The organism is Aquamicrobium aerolatum DSM 21857, assembly GCF_900113935.1.
GTDB classification, from domain to species: domain Bacteria; phylum Pseudomonadota; class Alphaproteobacteria; order Rhizobiales; family Rhizobiaceae; genus Aerobium; species Aerobium aerolatum.
Genome location: NZ_FORF01000017.1, coordinates 19,130 through 36,704, shown reverse-complemented (window position 1 = coordinate 36,704; position 17,575 = coordinate 19,130). Strand labels below are relative to the sequence as shown.

The window sequence follows — 17,575 nt, the reverse complement described above, 5'->3', positions numbered from 1 at the left end:
TTCTATCCGACGAGATTTCGAGCGGTGCGCATGAAGATGCGTGTGCCGATCTCGATCAGATCGTCGGGAAAATCATAATCGGGGTTGTGCAGTTGCGGATGGTCCGTGCCTGCACCCAGAAATAGCATCGCGGATTTTGCGCCATGCCCGAATGTGCCAAAATCTTCCGATGCGCGCATCGGCAATTCGGCCTCGTCGTGAGAAATACCCTCGGCGTCAAGCGCGGTGCGCAGATGCTCAACGGCTTCGGGCGCATTGATGCTGGCGACAAAGATCTCGTGGTAGTCGAAAGCTGCTGTCAGCCCGTTGCGAGAAGCGGCTTCCTGAGCCATCGCCTCGGCGTCGGCGCATAAGGCAGCCATGCGTTCGTCGAGACGCGTGCGAAGGGTGATACGCAGTTCGGCATGGCCGGGTGCAATGCCGAACACAGGCTCACCCATCGAAGCATGGGTGACGGTGATCATCGAGAACTCGTCATCATTGAAGCTCCCGCTGCCCAACCCGACCAGCGCTGGCATCAGCGTGGCGATCGCCCACATCGGAGAGATGCCCGTTTCGGGCATCGATGAGTGAGCAGTCTTGCCTTCAAGCGTGATGCGCATTCCGCGAGAGGCACAATTGACGACGCCCGGCTTGAGGCGAACATGCCCCAAGGGTGTTCCAGGCAAATTGTGAAGCGAAAACGCGAAATCCGGCCGGATATCGTCATAGCGCGGATCGCTGACCACACCAGCCGCACCGTTGCCGGTCTCTTCGGCCGGCTGGAACATCAGGACAACTTTGCCCCGGGCCGGCTTCTGCCTGCCGAACTGCCGCGCCAACGCAGCGAGAATTGCAGTATGTCCGTCATGCCCGCACATGTGCGATTTCCCGGCGACGGTCGAGCGATGTGGGATCTGGGAAACTTCTTCAATCGGCAGTGCATCCAGTTCGCTTCGAAACAGGATTGTGGGGCCGGGCTCATCGCCGTCATAAACCAGCGCCACGCCGTAACCGCCGAGATTTGTGATCACATTGCCGGGATTGGTGTTTGCGAGAAAATCGACAACACGCTGCGCGGTGTGTTCTTCTTCGTTCGAGATTTCTGGAAACCGGTGCAACTCATGGCGAAAGGCGATCAGTTCGCTCATGTCTTCAGGAGTCAGGCCCATGTCATGATCCTTCACAGGTTTTGCGCTGCGTGACGACCGGCATTGCGCCCGGAGAAAATGCAGCCGCCGAGAAACGTGCCTTCCAGCGCGTTGTAACCGTGGTAGCCGCCGCCGCCGAAGCCCGCGACCTCACCTGCCGCGTACAAGCCGGAGATCGGATCGCCATGCTCGTCAAGCACCTGGCTATCCAGATTCGTATGCAGGCCACCCAGTGTCTTGCGTGTGAGGATGTGAAGTTTCACGGCAATCAATGGCCCGTGAGCAGAATCGAGAATTCGGTGGGGCCGTGCGGTGCGCACCAGCTTGTCACCGCGATACTGGCGCGCGCCGCGTATGGCGGTCACTTGGGCGTCCTTGGAAAAAGGATTGGCGATCTCGCGATCTCGCGCTTCAATCTGCATGGTGAGGTGATCGAGATCGATCAGGTCGTCGCCGGTCAGCGCGTTCATGCCGGCAACGAGTTCGGGCAGAGTATCGGCGACAATGAAGTCACTGCCATTTTCCTTGAAAGCCTCGACCGGCTCTGGCGCACGCTTGTTCAGCACGCGGCTCCTGATGACGTTCAGCCACTTCTTGGATGTGAAGTCGGGGTTCTGTTCGGAGCCGGACAGCGCGAACTCCTTCTTGATGATCGACTGGGTCAGCACGAACCAAGAATAATCGTACCCCGTGGCGAGAATGTGCCGCAACGTTCCAAGCGTGTCGAAGCCGGGAAGATATGGCGCCGGCAGCCGCTCGCCACAGGCATCGAACCACATCGACGAGGGACCGGGCAGAATTCGGATGCCATGTGCCGGCCAGATTGGAGCCCAGTTGCGCACACCTTCGGTATAGTGCCACATCCGATCGGCGTTGATCACGGCGCCGCCGGCATTCTGTGTGATGGCAACCATGCGGCCATCGACATGATGGGGCACGCCGGCGACCATCGTCGTCGGACACGGCCCGAGACGGTCCTCTGGCCAGGCCTTGCGGACCAGTTCGAAATTACCGCCGATTCCGCCGGATGTGACGATGACGACCGGAGCCAGCAATTCGAATGCTCCGGTGATGGATCGGCTTGATTGCTGGCCGCGTTCGACTGCGGTGGGTTCGAGAATTTCGCCGCCTACACCTGAGATCATTCCACCGGCGCGCAGGATGCGACTGACCTGGTGACGGAAACGGATCGCAATGCGCCCTTTCCTGCGATGCTCCTGTACTCGCGCCAGGAATGGCTCCAGGACACCGGGGCCTGTGCCCCATGTCAGATGGAATCTCGGAACCGAGTTGCCGTGACCATGGGCGTGCCCCCCTCCACGCTCTGCCCAGCCTACAACCGGAAACCAGCGCATTCCCATTTGGTGAAGCCAGGACCGCATTTCACCGGCAGAAAAATCGACAAACGCTTCAGCGACCTGGCGTGGCCAGAAATCTTCGGAACGGTCGAATTGCGCAGAGCCGAGCCAATCCTGTAGCGCAAGATCGCGGCTGTCGCGTATGCCCATTCGGCGCTGCTCGGGGCTATCGACAAAGAACAGGCCGCCGAGGGACCAGAACGCCTGTCCGCCAAGCGACTGCTCACCCTCCTGCTCGATCATCACGACACGCTTGCCGGCGTCCGCCAGTTCCATAGCGGCCACAAGGCCAGCAAGTCCTGCACCCACAATGATAGCGTCGACCGCTTCGCTCATATTTCCTCCCCCGTAATAACTGGAAGAGTGACGTTGTTTAGGCAGTCCGGTCAACGTCTGATCGTCAGTGCCGTTGCAGGCCCGACTGCAAGCATAAAGAAGGCCGCCTCGCGGCGGCCCTCTGGAAGCGATATTTCAGGTCAAGCTGAAATCAGCCGGTGACGAGCGCGTAAGCACCCTGGTTCACAGCCTTCAGTTGCTGGGAAAGGTCGTGGAAGGCTGCATTGGAAACGCCACCTGCTGCCTGCTGACGAATGTTGTCAATCTGAGCGCGCAGCTGTGAAACGCGTCCTGCATCGACATAGCCGTTCTGACGAGCATTGTTGACGTTGCTTTCAGCGGCCTTGATCTGGCGCTCGAGCTGCTGGGTCAGAGAAAGCGAAGGAGCCTGGCGCTGGGCCGAGATCGAAGCTTCGTAGGTGAGGTCCGCAGGGGACTTGCCGACATAGCCGGAGGCGGCGCGGTTGATGCTCGAAGTCGAGATCGTGTCGACGCTGTCGATCGAGCGCGAATAGACACGGTCTTCCGGAGAAATCTGTGAGCTGAGGGGCTGTGCATAGGCTCCGACGAGCGGAGTGGAGGCGAGGAGAACAGCGAGGGTGGTCTTGATTGCGAAGTTGTTCATTTTTCTTGTCCAATTCAACAGGTCGATGTTGGGAGCCATCGACCTACAATTGCACCGTCAGGTTGCCCGTCGGCCACGCTCTCACCAAAGCGTGCCCGGGCAACCCCGGCTGATTGGAAGCTATGTACGAGGGCAGGGACGTTCAACCCCGAGGAGCAATGAAGCTTGGAGGTGACGTCGCGTCGCGTACTTATAAGTACATGAATTCAAACATTAAAAACACTAATGAAAGTTTTCGTGAACGCTCTGTTGTCAGTTGTGTGAACACAATTTCGCGACTTAGCCGAGTAACGAAATTGCGCGTTTTGAGGTCTAGTCGGTTACATTTGAACCATACCGTTCCGTCAGATGGTTTTTGAGGTGAGTCGCGTTGAGTGGCTCGCCCGTGGCTCGCAGAATCAGTTCCGGCGTCGACCAGCGCGAGCCCTGCGACCAGATATTCTTTTTGCGCCATTCATTGACTGATCGGAAGTTTCCGACCGCGAACTCTTCTTCAATTCCTTCATGCGTGCGTTGGATTGCGGCCCATTGTTGCGCGGCAATGACAGCTCCAAGCGTGTAGGACGGGAAGTAGCCAAATGCTCCCGATGGCCAGTGCACGTCCTGCATTGGCCCATCGGCGGGATTGTCGATTGTGGAAAGCCCGAGATAGGCTTTCATTTTCGCATCCCAGGCTTCCGGCAGGTCGGAAACGGCGAGCTTACCCGACACCAGTTCCTGTTCGAGTTCGAACCGCAGGATCACATGCAGGGGATAGGTCACTTCGTCAGCGTCAACGCGGATCAGGCTTTTCTCGACATGATGGACATGCGGCATGAGATCTTCGATTGACCAGTGCTCACCCAGATGCCGTTCAACGACAGGAAGTGCCCAGCGCCAGAAGGATGGATTGCGCCCGATCTGTTTCTCCACGAACAAGCTCTGGCTTTCGTGGAGCGCTATCCCACGCGCCTTGCCTGACGGCCAGTGAACCCATTCGGCAGGAAGGTTTTGTTCGTAAAGCGCATGGCCGGTCTCATGCAACACACCCATCAGTGACGAGAGAAATTCGTCCGTGCGATACCGCGTCGTGATGCGGGTATCGGTTGGAACGCCGCCACAAAATGGATGGTGCGAGATACTCAGGCTGCCCCGGGTCATGTCGAAACCAACGGCTTCCATCAAGGCAAGACAAAGGTCGCGCTGCATGTCGATCGGGTAGTTTCCGGACAATGCCCTGAGCGGGCGCTTCGCCAGTCGTTGTGCCTGAACGTCCAGCGCCTGAGGAACAAAATCGACCAGAAATGCTTTCAAGTCGTTCAGCACCGGTTCCACCTCGGCCACGCGGTTGCCGGGGTCGTACTGCTCCATCAGAGCATCGTATGGCTTCAACTGCAGCGCGTCAGCACGTAGCTGGGCCTCTTCACGAACCATCGCCACGACAGCATCGAGTGCTGGCTGGAAGTTGGTCCAGTCATTTTTCGCACGCAAGTCACGCCATAGCTGCTCGCAGCGCATCCGCGTACGTGTCTGGTGCTCAACGAATTCTGCCGGAAGGCAGGTGACATTTGTGTGCGTACGCTTGAACTCGCGTAGTGCCGCTGTCTGATCCTCGTTAAGCGTCTCGTTTTCGGCAGCTTCGATCCAGTCTGCAATTTCCGGGGCTGTCGCAGTGCGATGACGTATGCCAGCAAGGGTCGCCATCGCTTCCGCACGCGCTTCACCACCGCCCACCGCCATGTGGGTGGCTTCATCTGTGCCGAGAATTGCGAGCGCGTGATTATACGCGTCGAGGCGCCGGTTGAGGTCATCGAGCTTTTGAAACGACATTGGGTACCTGTTGGGCTGAGTTATTGATGTTGGTCGCGATAGCGCGACGCCAGAGGGGAGCCATGCGACTGCAAGATGATTATCGTTCCGTGAGCTTCAGCTCGATGCGTCGATTGCGGTTGCGTGCTTCGGGGGTGTCTTCGGGATCCAGCGGCTGATATTCACCAAAGCCGGCTGCAACCAGACGCTGTGGCGGAACGCCCTGTTCGATCAGGAACTTCACCACGGATGTGGCACGCGCAGACGATAGTTCCCAGTTGTCCCGATAGCGACCGGAGCCCGAAAGGGGAATGTTATCGGTGTGTCCGTCAACACGCAGCACCCAGTTGATTTCAGGTGGAATTTCCCGCTGCAATTCCAAAATAGCGCCCGCGAGCTTTGCCATCTCGGAGCGTCCGGCTTCGTTGATCTGTTCGGAGCCGAGCGGGAACAATACCTCTGATTGAAAGACGAAACGGTCGCCGACAATGCGGATGTTTTCGCGGTCAGACAGGATCTCACGCAAGCGCCCGAAGAAATCGGAGCGGTAGCGGTTCAGTTCCTGTACGCGTTGAGCCAGCGCCACGTTCAGGCGCCGCCCCAGATCGGCAATCTTGGCGTTCGACTCGCGGTCACGCGATTCGGAAACCTCGAGCGCCGACTCCAGTGCACCGATCTGGTTGCGCAGCGCAGCGATCTGGCGATTCAGCAATTCGACCTGGCTCAAGGCGCGTTGGCTGATCTGGCGCTCGCTGTCGAGTTCACCCGAGAGTTGGCCTGCCCGTGCTTCCGCAGCAGCGCCAGCCCCCGAACCTGCCGACAGCAATTGCTCCAGACGCGAACGCTCGCCTTCAGATTCTGCCAGCGAAGACCGCAGGTTGGACAGCATGTCTTCCAGGTCCTGCGAGTTCGATTGCTCCAGTGCGAGCAACTGGGTCAGTTCATTGATCTGCGTGTTGAGGCGTCCGAGCACCTCGTCTCGCCCGCTGATTTCCTGGCTGAGTAGAAACTGTGCCAGCATGAACACAGACAACAGGAACATGATGGCAAGAAGCAGCGTCGACAAAACGTCGACGAAGCCAGGCCAATAATCAATGTGGCGATCGCCGCGACGGTTGCGCGCCAGCGCCATCTTACTGCCTGTCCTGTTGCTTGCGCAGGGCGTCCGCAAGCTTGTCCAGCGTCACGCGCATCGCCTTCTGTTCGTTCGCCTGCGCTTCAACCCAGTCGCGCATCAACTGCTGTTCGGAGCGCATGTTCTTCACCAACCCTGAAATGCCGTCTGCGAGATTGGCCATCGACGCAGCAATACGCGGATTGGTCGGGTCGCCTTCCTGCATGGCGCGCAGTCGTTCCGACAATAACCGCAATTCTTCTGACGTGTTGAGACTGTCGCTGCTGACCGCGAAGTCGGAATTGACATCGGTCACCGACGACAGCCAGTTTTCGAGTTCGATGTAGAACCGCGTTTGCGCCCGTCCGGCCTGAAGGTCGAGGAACCCCAGGACCAGCGATCCGGACAATCCGAACAGGGATGATGAAAATGCTGTGCCCATACCTGCCAGCGGGGCGGACAGACCAGTCTTGAGGGTATCCAGCACCACATTGGCATCGCCTGAGCCGGGATCCAGCGTCTGGATCGTGTCGCCAATCGATCCGATGGTCTGAAGTAGTCCCCAGAAAGTGCCAAGAAGACCGAGAAAAATCAGAAGGCCGGTGAGATAGCGCGAAATGTCCCGGCTTTCATCCAGGCGCGTTGCAATCGAATCGAGGATGGATCGCATTGAAGAAGTCGAGAGAGCTTGCCCGGACGAGCGTCCGACCAGAGCTTTCATCGGGGCGAGCAGAACAGGATCTTTCGCCTGTCTTCCGGCTCGGAACGAGTTGACCCATTTCACTTCGCGGAAAAGGCGCAGCACCTGCCCGAAGATCAACAGGATACCGACGGCGAGAACCCCGATGATCAATCCGTTCAGGCCGGGGTTGGTCTGGAAAGCGGACGATATCTGACGATAGAGAATGGCGGCGATGAAGCCGGCGATCGCCAGGAAAATCAGCATCGACAGAAGGAAAACCTGCGGACTTGACAGGTTGCGAGGGTCGTAGTCTGACCCCTCCGCCAACCCGTCGTCAGCCCCCAGCGAACGGAGAATTGCCATGCATGCGCCCTTGCGAGAATCCAGCCTTCACTCTTGGTCACGACTCTAAACGGAATTGTGACGAAAATGAAAGGCGGCGTAAGCAGCAAAAGCGGTACTGACGCAGGTTTGCGCGATTGGCGCTCTGGTCAGATCGATTTTTGAACGGTCTTCAGCAGCGCTTTGTGGATGAATTCATTGCCCGCCACGATATTGCCTGCGTCCAGCATGTCCTGCCCACCCTTGATGTCGGTGCAGAAGCCGCCAGCTTCGCGCACCATCAGGATGCCAGCTGCCGTGTCCCAGGGTGCAAGCCAGCTCTCCCAGTAGCCATCGACGCGTCCTGCCGCGACATAGGCAAGGTCCAGCGATGCTGTGCCGAAACGTCGAACGCCGGCCACTTCGCCCATGACATTCTTGAGCTCGACCAGGGCATGCCCGTGGTGGCCGCGACCAAGATGCGGGATTCCGGTGGTGATCACTGCGTCACTGAGCGTTTTGCGGGCGGCAACGCGCAGACGGCGATCGTTCATGAATGCGCCGCCGCCGCGCTCGGCTGTGTAAAGCTCATCCATTGCCGGGTTGTAGATCACGCCGGCCACGATCTGGCCCTGACGCTCGAGCGCGATCGAAATGGCAAAGATCGGGATGCCGTGAAGGAAGTTGGTCGTCCCGTCGAGCGGGTCGACGATCCAGCGGTGCTGATCGTCCTCACCTTCGACCGCGCCACGCTCTTCCATCAGGAAGGAGTAAGAGGGCCGCGCTTTGGAAAGTTCGGCGTGAATGATCTCTTCAGCCTTGCGATCTGCCTGGCTGACATAGTCACCTGGGCCCTTCAGTGACACCTGCAGGTTCTGGACTTCGCCAAAATCACGCGCCAGCGAACGGCCCGCCTTCATGGCAGCCTGGACCATGACATTGATGATTGCTGAACGCGCCATGAAGTATCTCCGAAAGCGTATGCTGGCGACAAGGGGAACGGGTCAATGAGAGTCCGTTTTCGGACGACACCGCTGCTCTGTCAAATGTCCTGAGCGTCTTTCTACACCGGGAGCACGTTGGACAACCGGGAGAACGGAAGCGGCGATCTTGATGGGGGCTGCATCTTCAGCCCGCCATCAATCGTCGATGTGCTGGTTCAGGCGCGGCTGATATAGGTGATCTCGTTGGTGTCGACGATGATCTTTTCACCCGAGGAGATGAATGGCGGGACCAGAACGCGAATGCCGTTTTCGAGCATCGCCGGCTTATAGGACGATGCAGCCGTCTGGCCTTTCACGACCGGATCGGCTTCAGTGATGGTCAGCGTCACCTGGTCTGGAAGCTTGATGCCGATCGGGCGCTCTTCGTGCAGTTCCACGGTCACTTTCATGCCGTCCTGAAGGAACGCCGCGCGGTCGCCCACGAAATCCTTCTCCAGTTCGAGCTGCTCGTAGCTCTCATCGTCCATGAACACCAGAGCCTCGCCCTGCTCGTAAAGGAACGTGAAGTCCTTCTGCTCCAGACGTACACGCTCGACTGTTTCCGCAGCGCGGAAGCGCTCGTTGAGCTTGGTGCCGTTGATGAGGTTCTTGAGTTCGACCTGATTGTAGGCGCCGCCCTTGCCAGGCTTTACCGCGTTGGTCCTAACTGCCACCCAAAGGCCGCCATCGTGTTCGATAACATTGCCCGGACGGATTTCGTTGCCGTTGATCTTTGCCATTGCTCTGTTCCGGAATCTAAAAGGGCGCGCCTAAGCGGGCGCGCGTATCGGCGCTTCCAAGACCACAAATTGGCCCTTGAAGCAAGAGAGTGCGCATATCCTGTTGCTTTGGCCCTTTGGGGCCATGCCGTCAGAGCACGGCTGCGCGCGAATTAGCCAGCTTCAGCTCGTCTTCTGTGAGGCCGTCGATCTGGTCCTCCATGAGGGGGTCGATGAGGCCCGCGCGGCGCGCGCGCAAATACCAGGCGACAGCGGTTACGCGGTCAGCCTCGACACCAACGCCTGAGCGGTAAAGCTTGGCGACACGGTTCTGGGCAGCGGGATTTCCGGCTTGTGCGGCGCGCATCAGCCAGCCAAAACCGGCTTCATCCACATCGGGGCCGCCGTTGCTCTCGACCAATTCGGTGCCAAATTCGATCTGCGCTGTGTCGAAGTTCTGCGCGGCAGCCTTTTCAAGCCAAAGACGAGCCTTTTCAGGATCTACTGCCTTGCCGCCACGACCGGTGCGGTACAGTTGCGCCATTGCGTATTGAGCATCTGGCAGGCCGGCTTCTGCGGCTTTCTCATAATAGACCGCTGCCTGTGCGAGGCCGCTTTCTGTCGTGCTGCGGGCGACGATCATCTGCGCAAGATTGAACTGGGCAAGACGGTGGCCGGCTTCTGCGGCGCGTTTCATCAGATCGTAGCCGCGTTCGGCGTCCTTAAATTCTGGACTGTCCTCGAGCAGCATCATCGCAAACTGGAACAGCGCCTCGGGAACGTTCTGTTCTGCTGCCTTTTCGTAGAATTCGGCAGCGCGGATCGGGTCGCGCTGAACCCCAAGTCCGCGCGAATAAATTTCGGCAACCAGTGTTTGGGCAGCCGGATCCCCCTGCAGCGCCAGCGGCGAGGCAAGGTTGAGCGCCGTGATGTAGTAGCCGCGTTGAAAGGCGCCATAGGCGATATCCGAAGGACGCGTTGCAAACCTGCCAGGGTCGACCGCCTCCAGCGTCGGTGCGGTCACGCGCGCGCCGTCCGGACCATTCTCGGCGCCGCTCTCGGTCTCCTGCGCTAGCGCGGGCAGGGCGGAGAGGGCAAGGATGAGAGGGATCGCAGCGTGGCGCATGGCACTCGTCAGCTTTCGAATTGCGGTGCTTGTTCTTCGAGAAGGGCGTTGGCGCGGGCAACGGCAACGGCAGGGTCAATCCCATCGCCATAAACCGCGGCCGAAACCGCCACGAAGTCGACCCCGGCAGCAGCGACGTCGATAACACTTTCGATCGTGGAGCCTGCAAGAACGATGCAGGGCACTTCGACCATCTCCGACCACCAGCCGCCGAGTTTAAGATTGCGCGGGTGGGGTTCTGGCTTGTTGTCGTAGTTGAAGCGGCCAAAAAAAATGTAGTCTGGCTGGAGCTCGCCGAGCTCGAGGGCATCGTCGCGGGTCGTCACACCACCAGAGCCTACCATCATCTTGCCCTGATGCTTCTCGATGAGGTCGCCGATCGTGTCCTTCGATCCTTCGACGTGGATGCCGTCGGCATGGACGCGTGCTGCGATGCGCGGTTCGCCTGCCAGGATCACCGCGACACCCTCTTGCTGGGCTGCAGGCACGATTTTTTCGGCAAACGACTGGAAGGTTGCGTCATCGATTTCACCTTGCGGCAGGATCAGCGACGCGACATCGCCCCCTGCCAAGGCGGAAAGAACGCGCTCGGGAGACGACGAGGGCGGCGCGATAAGAACGAGGCGGCAGCGGTTTGGCGCTTGGGTGGGGTTCATGGCTTTCCTGCGCAGTTCTGCCCCAAATGGCGGGGGATCATGGTAGGAATTGGGCATAGAACAACCGTGACCGTTTGAACAGCGCTGACGGCCGTGTTCGTCATCGCGAGGCTGGCGCCGGCGCGTTGCTGATGACGGCAAATGCAGCTAAGGAGCTTCCCCGGGGGAGATGCCATAGCAGTGCATGACTTACTGACCGATCCGTGGTTTTATGCCGCCGCCATACCTGCGGTCATGCTGGTGGGGCTGGCCAAGGGTGGCCTTGGCGGTGCGATGGCGCTGATGGGCGTGCCGTTGATGTCTTTGGTTATGTCACCGGTGCAGGCAGCTGCGATCCTGCTCCCGATCCTCGTTCTGATGGACGCGGTGTCACTGTGGACATGGCGCGGAGAGCGCGACACGGTCACCCTCAAACTGATGATGCCGGGGGCGATGGCTGGCCTTGCGCTGGGATGGCTGACCGCAGCGATGGTTTCAGCCAGTATGGTGCGTTTGATTGTCGGTATTGTCGCCATCGCGTTTTTCGCTCGTTGGATCTGGCAAAAGATCGCTTCCGGTGAGCGCGCCGCGCCGCACAATGTCGTGAAGGCTGCGGTCTGGAGCCTGATCACAGGCTTTACAAGTTTCGTTGCGCATGCCGGTGGTCCGCCCTATCAGGTCTATGCATTGCCGCTGAAGCAGCCACCGGCCCTCTATGTCGGAACCAGTGTCATCTTCTTTGCCGTGCTCAACACGGTGAAGCTGGTGCCGTATTTCATGCTCGGGCAGTTTGATCCTGCTACGCTGGCTGCATCGGCCGTGCTGGCACCAGTCGCCCCGGTTGCAATTCTTGCGGGTGCATGGATTGTCCGGCGGATGCGGCCTGCGCTGTTTTATCCGTTCATGTATATCCTTGCGCTGGTTGTTGGCCTCAAGCTGACTTGGGACGGCATTTTCCAGCTCTGGGGGTAATGACGGCTCGGTTCGGATGTGCATAATCCGCGCCGATCAGGAGGCTACCAGATGACCAATCCCTACGAGACAGATCTTGGCAAGAACCCGGCCAACTTTCAGCCTCTGACGCCGCTCAGTTACTTGGAGCGTGCGGCCAAGGCCTATCCCGATCAGCTTGCCATCATTCATGGTGCGCAGCGCGTCAGCTATCGAGATTTCTGGCGGCGCTCGCTGAAACTCGCCTCCGCTCTGGCGCGGCGTGGTATCGGCAAGGGCGATACCGTCTCGGTGATGCTGTCGAATACGCCGCCGATGCTGGAAGCCCATTTCGGGGTGCCGATGGTCAAAGGCGTGCTGCATTCCCTGAATACGCGCCTTGATGCCGCAATCATTGCTTTTCAGCTTGACCATGCCGAGACGAAGATCCTGATCGTCGATCGGGAGTTCTCGCCGGTCGTGAAGCAGGCGCTGACGCTGACAAGCGTCAAGCCATTGGTGATCGACTATGACGACCCGGACTTCGATGTCGATGCGCCCTACAGCAAGGGTGAGCGTATCGGAATGCTGGACTATGAGGAGTTCGTCGAATCTGGCGACGAGAATTTCCGGTGGTCGATGCCCGACGACGAATGGGATTCGATTGCGCTCAACTATACGTCGGGCACAACGGGCAATCCGAAAGGGGTCGTCTATCATCACCGCGGCGCGGCGCTGATGGCTTTTTCAAACACAGTTCATGCCGGGATGGGCAAACACCCGGTCTATCTGTGGACGTTGCCAATGTTCCATTGCAACGGCTGGTGCTTTCCCTGGACGCTCGCGATCACCGCTGGCACTCATGTCTGCCTGCGCTGGGTTCGGGCGAAGGCGATGTTCGATGCCATTGCTGACCATGGCGTAACCCATCTGTGTGGAGCGCCGGTGGTCATGTCGGCCCTGATCAACGCCAAGGATGACGAGAAGCGCAGCTTTGACCAGATCGTGACGTTCAATACGGCTGCTGCCCCGCCACCTGAAGCTGTTCTGGCTGGCATGGCAGATGCCGGGTTTGCAGTCACGCATCTTTACGGCCTGACCGAGACCTATGGTCCTGCGGTGGTCAATGAATGGCATTCCGATTGGGACGGTTTGGAGCGCGACGCGCGCAACTCGAAGAAGGCGCGCCAGGGTGTTCGTTACGCTGCCCTTGACGGATTGAGTGTGCGCGATCCGATAACAATGGAGGAAACACCCGCCGATGGTGAGACCATTGGTGAAGTGATGATGCGCGGCAACATCGTTATGAAGGGGTACCTCAAGAATCGGACGGCCACGGAAGAGGCATTTGCGGGCGGGTGGTTCCATTCCGGAGACCTCGGCGTCATGCATCCCGATGGCTATATCCAGCTCAAGGACAGGTCGAAGGATATCATCATCTCCGGCGGGGAGAATATCTCCTCGATTGAGGTCGAGGATGCGATCTACAAGCACAAGGCAGTTTCATCCTGTGCTGTGGTGGCGCGGGCCGACGACAAGTGGGGCGAGACGCCCGTGGCCTATGTCGAGCTCAAGTCTGGCCAGACGGCAACCGAGGAAGACATCATCGAGCATTGCCGCTCGCTGCTTGCGCGGTTCAAATGTCCACGCACGGTCGTGTTCGTGGAGATCCCAAAGACCTCGACTGGAAAAATCCAGAAATTCGTGTTGCGTGAGATGGCCAAGCGCCTTTGAGGCGGAGTGTTTATGCCCCCTTCAAATGGAGCCCGTCAGCAGCGCGACTGTCTCCCGATGGCACATTTTTCTGCAATGCCAGTCACCGTGTTAAGGTTTGGTTAAGCTTCATATGTGATATTTGTGGGTATCCAGTGATCTGGATTCTTACCGAGTGGCTTGGCCACTCCGTTTGACGCCTCCCTGTTTAACTCCTGAGAGCCGCCTTTTGCGGCTCTTTTTTTGTTTTCTGGCTGTCATGTCGACGGCCTATCGCATTAACCCTTCATTAAACATGTGCTTGCGTTTGCGTCATGAGGGGATCAAATTCCCGTCGGGCTCGTTTAGTCAGCGCGCCTTGGGCCGCTGTCATTCTAAACGCAGTGGCGTTGTAAGTTTACGGGGTGTGGGTTTCATGCACGAGCAGGGTTTCCAGAGCGGCAACACGATCAAGCTCGCCGAAAGGCGGGTCTATACCGACTCGTTCAAACCCCTTTACAATGAGGGCATGGGCCTGGTAGAGCGCGCCGCCGAGTATCTGGATGGCGATGGCCGCGTTGCGGCCAAGGAACTGTCACGGATTGCCGCCACGCTCTACGCTGCAGAATCCATGCGCCTGACCACCCGGCTGATGCAGGTTGCGTCGTGGTTGTTGCTTCAGCGCGCGGCAAATGCCGGCGAGATGACACGTGACCAGGTGGCTGCCGAAAAGACCAAGGTGCGCCTCGACACGGCGTCGGCGCCACAGGATACGCCGGGCTGGGTCGAATTGCCGGGCGATTTTCGTTCGATCGTCGAGCACTCGTTGCGACTGCAGGCACTGGTGCGGCGCGTCGATGAGGATCTCGATACCGATCCGATGGCACCTGCCGTCTCGACCACGGTACGCCGTGGCAATCCGGTTTCCGACCAGATCAATCTTCTTCACACCGCATTTGGGCGCAACTGACCAGCAAGTGGCGGGGGCTACCCGCCAAAAAGGCTGAACAGAGAGTCAAAGACTGGCAGAGCCAGCAGGGCGGCCAACAGAATGAGCATGAAGGTGGCCGCACGATAGAGCCGCTCGCCGCCTTTTGAAAAGGCGGCGCTTCCCAGTGAAATGCCGATGAAATAGATCGGAGCCGCGATCAGCGCGCGTATCGCTATCTCCCACGCAAAGATGTCTGCGTAGATGAGGTTTGCGAGCGTGATGAATGTCGAGATGAAGAACAGCGACAGAAGATTGGCGCGCACGACCATCGCGGGAAGGCCAGAAGTCATCCAGTAGGCGATGATGGGCGGGCCGGGGATCGACGCGATGCCGGAAAGAACGCCCGCCACTCCGCCAATTCCGAACGAGACCGCAAGGTTGCGAGGGCCGCGCCATGTCCAGCGCAGCCACAAGATCACCACGCAGCCCAGAATCGTCAGGCAGATCAGCCACCGCAGAAACAGCTCGTCTCCAGTGACGAGGATCCAGATACCGAGCGGAAGTCCGACGACCATGCCGAAGAGGATCGGGATGATCTCCCGCCACCGCGCGATGCGGAAGGCGGGGATCGTTACGGGCAGGGATGGCACGATGTCGATCAGGACCAGAAGCGTGAGCGCCGCCGGCGGGCCGTAGATCGCTCCCGCGATCGGCGCAATGATCATGCCGGACCCAAAGCCGGAGAGGCCGCGAGCGATCCCTGCAAGAAAAATCACGCCCAGAAGCAGGATATAGGCGGTGTTGAATTCGGGCAGGGCCCACAAGCTCATTTCGCTCATGCAGATGGCTGTGGCGCGCGTCGTTCGTGCTGCCTAGGGGCAAAAGCAGCACTCCGGTTGCTCCAGATCGTGTGTGTTTCTGGTTTGTTCACTTTTCTGATGGCAATCCTTACCCGTCAAGCTAGGGTGAGTGTCATGAACGAGACGATTCGTATTATCGGGATAGATCCCGGCCTTCGACGCACGGGGTGGGGCATCATTGATGTCCTGGGAAATTCGTTGCGTTTTGTAGGGTCAGGAACCGTCCTGTCTGACGGCAAGGCGGAGCTTGCGACCCGGCTGTGCCAGTTGCATGACGGCCTCAGCCAGATCGTTCACGGCCAGATGCCACATGAAGCCGCAGTCGAACAGACATTTGTTAACAAGGATGCGGTTGCTACGTTGAAGCTGGGTCAGGCGCGAGGCGTCGCGCTGCTGGTGCCTGCGCTCGCGGGTTTGCAGGTTGCGGAATATGCGCCAAATGCCGTGAAGAAGGCGGTCATCGGGGTCGGCCATGGCGATAAGAAGCAAATTCACATGATGGTGCGTGTTTTGATGCCCAAGGCGACATTCGACACCGATGATGCGGCCGATGCATTGGCAATCGCAATATGCCATGCGCACCACCGTCAGAGTGTTACAGGAAGGATGGCCGCCGCGTTGGCGATGGCGAAAGCGGGGTAGGGAAGGTCATGATAGGCAAGCTCAAGGGCACGGTGGACGAAATCGGTGATGATCATTGCATCATCGATGTGCATGGCGTCGGCTATGTCGCGTTTTGCGGTGTCCGCACGCTGGCAACGCTCCGCCCTGGTGAGGCCGCCGTGCTGCTGATCGAAACCTATGTGCGCGAGGACATGATCCGGCTATACGGTTTCACCACGGCCCTGGAGCGCGAATGGTTCAAGCTGTTGCAGAGCGTGCAGGGCGTCGGTGCCAAGGTGGCGCTGGCAGTGTTGTCGACACTGACGACCGCCGAACTGGCAAATGCCATTGCGCTGCGTGATCTGGCAATGGTTTCGCGCGCACCAGGTGTTGGCAAAAAGGTGGCTGAGCGCATCGTCACGGAGCTGAAAAGCAAGGCTCCTGCCTATGCCGGCGAGGCGACGGGGACGATCGGGTTGAAGCAGGAGCTGGGCGAAGGCGTGGCACCCGCGCCGGTAGCGGATGCTGTTTCGGCGCTGACCAATCTTGGCTATTCGCGGGATATTGCTGCAAACGCGGTTGCTGCGGCGCTCAAATCGGCGGGGGAGGATGCGAACTCTGCCACCCTCATTCGCCTCGGCCTGAAAGAACTGGCGCGCTAAGCTGATGTTGCAAGCCGCCCTGCGTCGTGAAATGACAGCTTCATGAGTGTACCACCCCGTCTCCTGACCCCGGAAAAGCGCGGCGAAGATGTCGACGTCTCGCTGCGCCCGCAGACACTGGACGATTTCGTCGGCCAGCAGGCCGCGCGTGCCAATCTCAAGATATTCATCGAAGCCACCAAGGGGCGTGGCGAAGCGCTCGACCACGTGTTGTTCGTTGGCCCGCCCGGGCTGGGCAAGACGACGCTGGCGCAGATCATGGCGCGCGAACTCGGCGTCAATTTTCGCTCGACCTCCGGACCGGTGATCGCCAAGGCGGGTGATCTTGCGGCGCTTTTGACCAATCTGGAAGAACGCGACGTCCTCTTTATTGATGAGATCCACCGCCTGAGCCCGGCGGTTGAGGAAATCCTCTATCCGGCGATGGAAGATTTTCAGCTCGATCTGATCATTGGCGAGGGCCCGGCGGCGCGTTCGGTGAAGATCGATCTGGCAAAATTCACGCTGGTAGCCGCGACGACCCGGCTTGGCCTTTTGACCAATCCTTTGAGAGATCGTTTTGGCATTCCGACGCGGCTCGACTTCTACACTGTCGAAGAACTCGAGCTGATCGTGCGGCGCGGCGCACGCATTCTGTCCCTGCCAATGAGCGACGATGGTGCGGTGGAAATTGCGCGCCGGGCGCGCGGCACGCCACGTATTGCCGGGCGGTTGTTGCGGCGCGTGCGTGACTTTGCATCGGTCGCAGGAGCAGAGATCGTTGACCGCAAGGTTGCCGATGCCGCCTTGTCGCGGCTTGAGGTCGATGCTCTCGGGCTCGACAGTTTGGACCGGCGCTATCTTGGGATGATCGCACGAAATTTCGGTGGCGGGCCCGTGGGTATCGAAACGATTTCGGCCGGCCTTTCCGAGCCGCGTGATGCGATTGAGGACATCATCGAGCCTTATCTGATCCAGCAGGGCTTCATTCAGCGCACCCCGCGCGGGCGGGTGATGACCAGTAATGCCTGGAAGCATCTTGGCCTCAACGCGCCGGAAGAGATCGTGCGCCAGCAGATCAACCTGTTTCAGGAAGAATAA

Annotated in this window: 17 protein-coding genes; 6 read left to right on the top strand and 11 right to left on the bottom strand. The window is 59.1% G+C overall.

The features are described from left to right. Nucleotides 1-2 precede the first annotated feature (2 nt). From BMZ42_RS14015 to BMZ42_RS13970, 10 genes are all read right to left on the bottom strand, one after another. Complete coding sequence (locus BMZ42_RS14015) at nucleotides 3-1,151, bottom strand: amidohydrolase (protein ID WP_091523674.1); 1,149 nt, start codon at nucleotides 1,149-1,151, stop codon at nucleotides 3-5. 11 nt (nucleotides 1,152-1,162) lie between these two features. Next, a complete protein-coding gene (locus BMZ42_RS14010) occupies nucleotides 1,163-2,824 on the bottom strand; it encodes an FAD-binding dehydrogenase (RefSeq protein ID WP_091523597.1) in 1,662 nt (553 codons plus the stop codon). 151 nt (nucleotides 2,825-2,975) lie between these two features. Continuing rightward, a complete protein-coding gene (locus tag BMZ42_RS14005; RefSeq protein WP_091523595.1) occupies nucleotides 2,976-3,449 on the bottom strand; it encodes a hypothetical protein in 474 nt (157 codons plus the stop codon). A gap of 312 nt (nucleotides 3,450-3,761) precedes the next feature. Then, on the bottom strand, nucleotides 3,762-5,258 hold the full coding sequence (locus BMZ42_RS14000) for a carboxypeptidase M32 (RefSeq protein ID WP_091523593.1): 1,497 nt from the start codon (nucleotides 5,256-5,258) through the stop codon (nucleotides 3,762-3,764). Nucleotides 5,259-5,337: 79 nt separating this feature from the next. Beyond that, on the bottom strand, nucleotides 5,338-6,369 hold the full coding sequence (locus BMZ42_RS13995) for a peptidoglycan -binding protein (RefSeq protein WP_091523591.1): 1,032 nt from the start codon (nucleotides 6,367-6,369) through the stop codon (nucleotides 5,338-5,340). 1 nt (nucleotide 6,370) lies between these two features. After that, entirely contained in the window at nucleotides 6,371-7,396 is a 1,026-nt protein-coding gene (locus tag BMZ42_RS13990; protein WP_091523589.1) for a MotA/TolQ/ExbB proton channel family protein, read from the bottom strand. 128 nt (nucleotides 7,397-7,524) lie between these two features. Continuing rightward, nucleotides 7,525-8,316, bottom strand: a complete 792-nt coding sequence (locus BMZ42_RS13985) for an inositol monophosphatase family protein (protein ID WP_091523587.1) — start codon at nucleotides 8,314-8,316, stop codon at nucleotides 7,525-7,527. 197 nt (nucleotides 8,317-8,513) lie between these two features. Then, on the bottom strand, nucleotides 8,514-9,077 hold the full coding sequence (gene efp, locus BMZ42_RS13980; RefSeq protein WP_091523585.1) for an elongation factor P: 564 nt from the start codon (nucleotides 9,075-9,077) through the stop codon (nucleotides 8,514-8,516). Between the two features lie 130 nt (nucleotides 9,078-9,207). Then, on the bottom strand, nucleotides 9,208-10,182 hold the full coding sequence (locus tag BMZ42_RS13975) for a tetratricopeptide repeat protein (RefSeq protein ID WP_091523582.1): 975 nt from the start codon (nucleotides 10,180-10,182) through the stop codon (nucleotides 9,208-9,210). An 8-nt stretch (nucleotides 10,183-10,190) separates the two neighbouring features. After that, nucleotides 10,191-10,838, bottom strand: coding sequence for a thiamine phosphate synthase (locus BMZ42_RS13970; protein ID WP_091523580.1), 648 nt, complete (start codon nucleotides 10,836-10,838; stop codon nucleotides 10,191-10,193). Between the two features lie 180 nt (nucleotides 10,839-11,018). Here BMZ42_RS13970 and BMZ42_RS13965 point away from each other — a divergent pair, with 180 nt between their 5' ends. From BMZ42_RS13965 to rcdA, 3 genes are all read left to right on the top strand, one after another. Then, nucleotides 11,019-11,789, top strand: a complete 771-nt coding sequence (locus tag BMZ42_RS13965) for a sulfite exporter TauE/SafE family protein (RefSeq protein ID WP_091523578.1) — start codon at nucleotides 11,019-11,021, stop codon at nucleotides 11,787-11,789. 51 nt (nucleotides 11,790-11,840) lie between these two features. Then, entirely contained in the window at nucleotides 11,841-13,481 is a 1,641-nt protein-coding gene (locus BMZ42_RS13960; RefSeq protein WP_091523575.1) for an acyl-CoA synthetase, read from the top strand. A 394-nt stretch (nucleotides 13,482-13,875) separates the two neighbouring features. Further along, nucleotides 13,876-14,409: a protease adaptor protein RcdA gene (gene rcdA, locus BMZ42_RS13955; protein WP_091523572.1), complete on the top strand. Its 534-nt coding sequence runs from the start codon at nucleotides 13,876-13,878 to the stop codon at nucleotides 14,407-14,409. A 17-nt stretch (nucleotides 14,410-14,426) separates the two neighbouring features. Here the strand turns inward: rcdA and BMZ42_RS13950 are convergent, their stop codons facing one another. After that, nucleotides 14,427-15,209 carry a sulfite exporter TauE/SafE family protein gene (locus BMZ42_RS13950; protein ID WP_244523265.1) on the bottom strand — a complete coding sequence of 261 codons (783 nt, stop codon included), beginning with the start codon at nucleotides 15,207-15,209 and terminating at the stop codon, nucleotides 14,427-14,429. A 135-nt stretch (nucleotides 15,210-15,344) separates the two neighbouring features. Between BMZ42_RS13950 and ruvC the strand changes: the two genes are divergently transcribed. Genes ruvC through ruvB form a run of 3 tightly spaced genes read left to right on the top strand, consistent with a single transcriptional unit; the run spans nucleotide 15,345 to nucleotide 17,575 of the window. After that, nucleotides 15,345-15,872, top strand: coding sequence for a crossover junction endodeoxyribonuclease RuvC (gene ruvC / locus BMZ42_RS13945; RefSeq protein ID WP_091523569.1), 528 nt, complete (start codon nucleotides 15,345-15,347; stop codon nucleotides 15,870-15,872). Nucleotides 15,873-15,880: 8 nt separating this feature from the next. Next, nucleotides 15,881-16,495 carry a Holliday junction branch migration protein RuvA gene (ruvA, locus tag BMZ42_RS13940; RefSeq protein WP_091523566.1) on the top strand — a complete coding sequence of 205 codons (615 nt, stop codon included), beginning with the start codon at nucleotides 15,881-15,883 and terminating at the stop codon, nucleotides 16,493-16,495. Nucleotides 16,496-16,537: 42 nt separating this feature from the next. After that, on the top strand, nucleotides 16,538-17,575 hold the full coding sequence (gene ruvB / locus BMZ42_RS13935; protein ID WP_091523563.1) for a Holliday junction branch migration DNA helicase RuvB: 1,038 nt from the start codon (nucleotides 16,538-16,540) through the stop codon (nucleotides 17,573-17,575).

Excerpts from the sequence above, each read along its gene's own strand:
- efp (WP_091523585.1), bottom strand. The coding sequence starts at position 9,077 with ATGGCAAAGATCAACGGCAACGAAATCCGTCCGGGCAATGTTATCGAA.
- BMZ42_RS14000 (WP_091523593.1), bottom strand. The coding sequence starts at position 5,258 with ATGTCGTTTCAAAAGCTCGATGACCTCAACCGGCGCCTCGACGCGTAT.
- BMZ42_RS14010 (WP_091523597.1), bottom strand. The coding sequence starts at position 2,824 with ATGAGCGAAGCGGTCGACGCTATCATTGTGGGTGCAGGACTTGCTGGC.
- BMZ42_RS13990 (WP_091523589.1), bottom strand. The coding sequence starts at position 7,396 with ATGGCAATTCTCCGTTCGCTGGGGGCTGACGACGGGTTGGCGGAGGGG.
- BMZ42_RS13995 (WP_091523591.1), bottom strand. The coding sequence starts at position 6,369 with ATGGCGCTGGCGCGCAACCGTCGCGGCGATCGCCACATTGATTATTGG.
- BMZ42_RS13975 (WP_091523582.1), bottom strand. The coding sequence starts at position 10,182 with ATGCGCCACGCTGCGATCCCTCTCATCCTTGCCCTCTCCGCCCTGCCC.
- BMZ42_RS13985 (WP_091523587.1), bottom strand. The coding sequence starts at position 8,316 with ATGGCGCGTTCAGCAATCATCAATGTCATGGTCCAGGCTGCCATGAAG.
- BMZ42_RS14015 (WP_091523674.1), bottom strand. The coding sequence starts at position 1,151 with ATGGGCCTGACTCCTGAAGACATGAGCGAACTGATCGCCTTTCGCCAT.
- ruvB (WP_091523563.1), top strand. The coding sequence starts at position 16,538 with ATGAGTGTACCACCCCGTCTCCTGACCCCGGAAAAGCGCGGCGAAGAT.
- BMZ42_RS14005 (WP_091523595.1), bottom strand. The coding sequence starts at position 3,449 with ATGAACAACTTCGCAATCAAGACCACCCTCGCTGTTCTCCTCGCCTCC.
- ruvA (WP_091523566.1), top strand. The coding sequence starts at position 15,881 with ATGATAGGCAAGCTCAAGGGCACGGTGGACGAAATCGGTGATGATCAT.
- rcdA (WP_091523572.1), top strand. The coding sequence starts at position 13,876 with ATGCACGAGCAGGGTTTCCAGAGCGGCAACACGATCAAGCTCGCCGAA.
- BMZ42_RS13960 (WP_091523575.1), top strand. The coding sequence starts at position 11,841 with ATGACCAATCCCTACGAGACAGATCTTGGCAAGAACCCGGCCAACTTT.
- ruvC (WP_091523569.1), top strand. The coding sequence starts at position 15,345 with ATGAACGAGACGATTCGTATTATCGGGATAGATCCCGGCCTTCGACGC.
- BMZ42_RS13970 (WP_091523580.1), bottom strand. The coding sequence starts at position 10,838 with ATGAACCCCACCCAAGCGCCAAACCGCTGCCGCCTCGTTCTTATCGCG.
- BMZ42_RS13950 (WP_244523265.1), bottom strand. The coding sequence starts at position 15,209 with ATGAGCGAAATGAGCTTGTGGGCCCTGCCCGAATTCAACACCGCCTAT.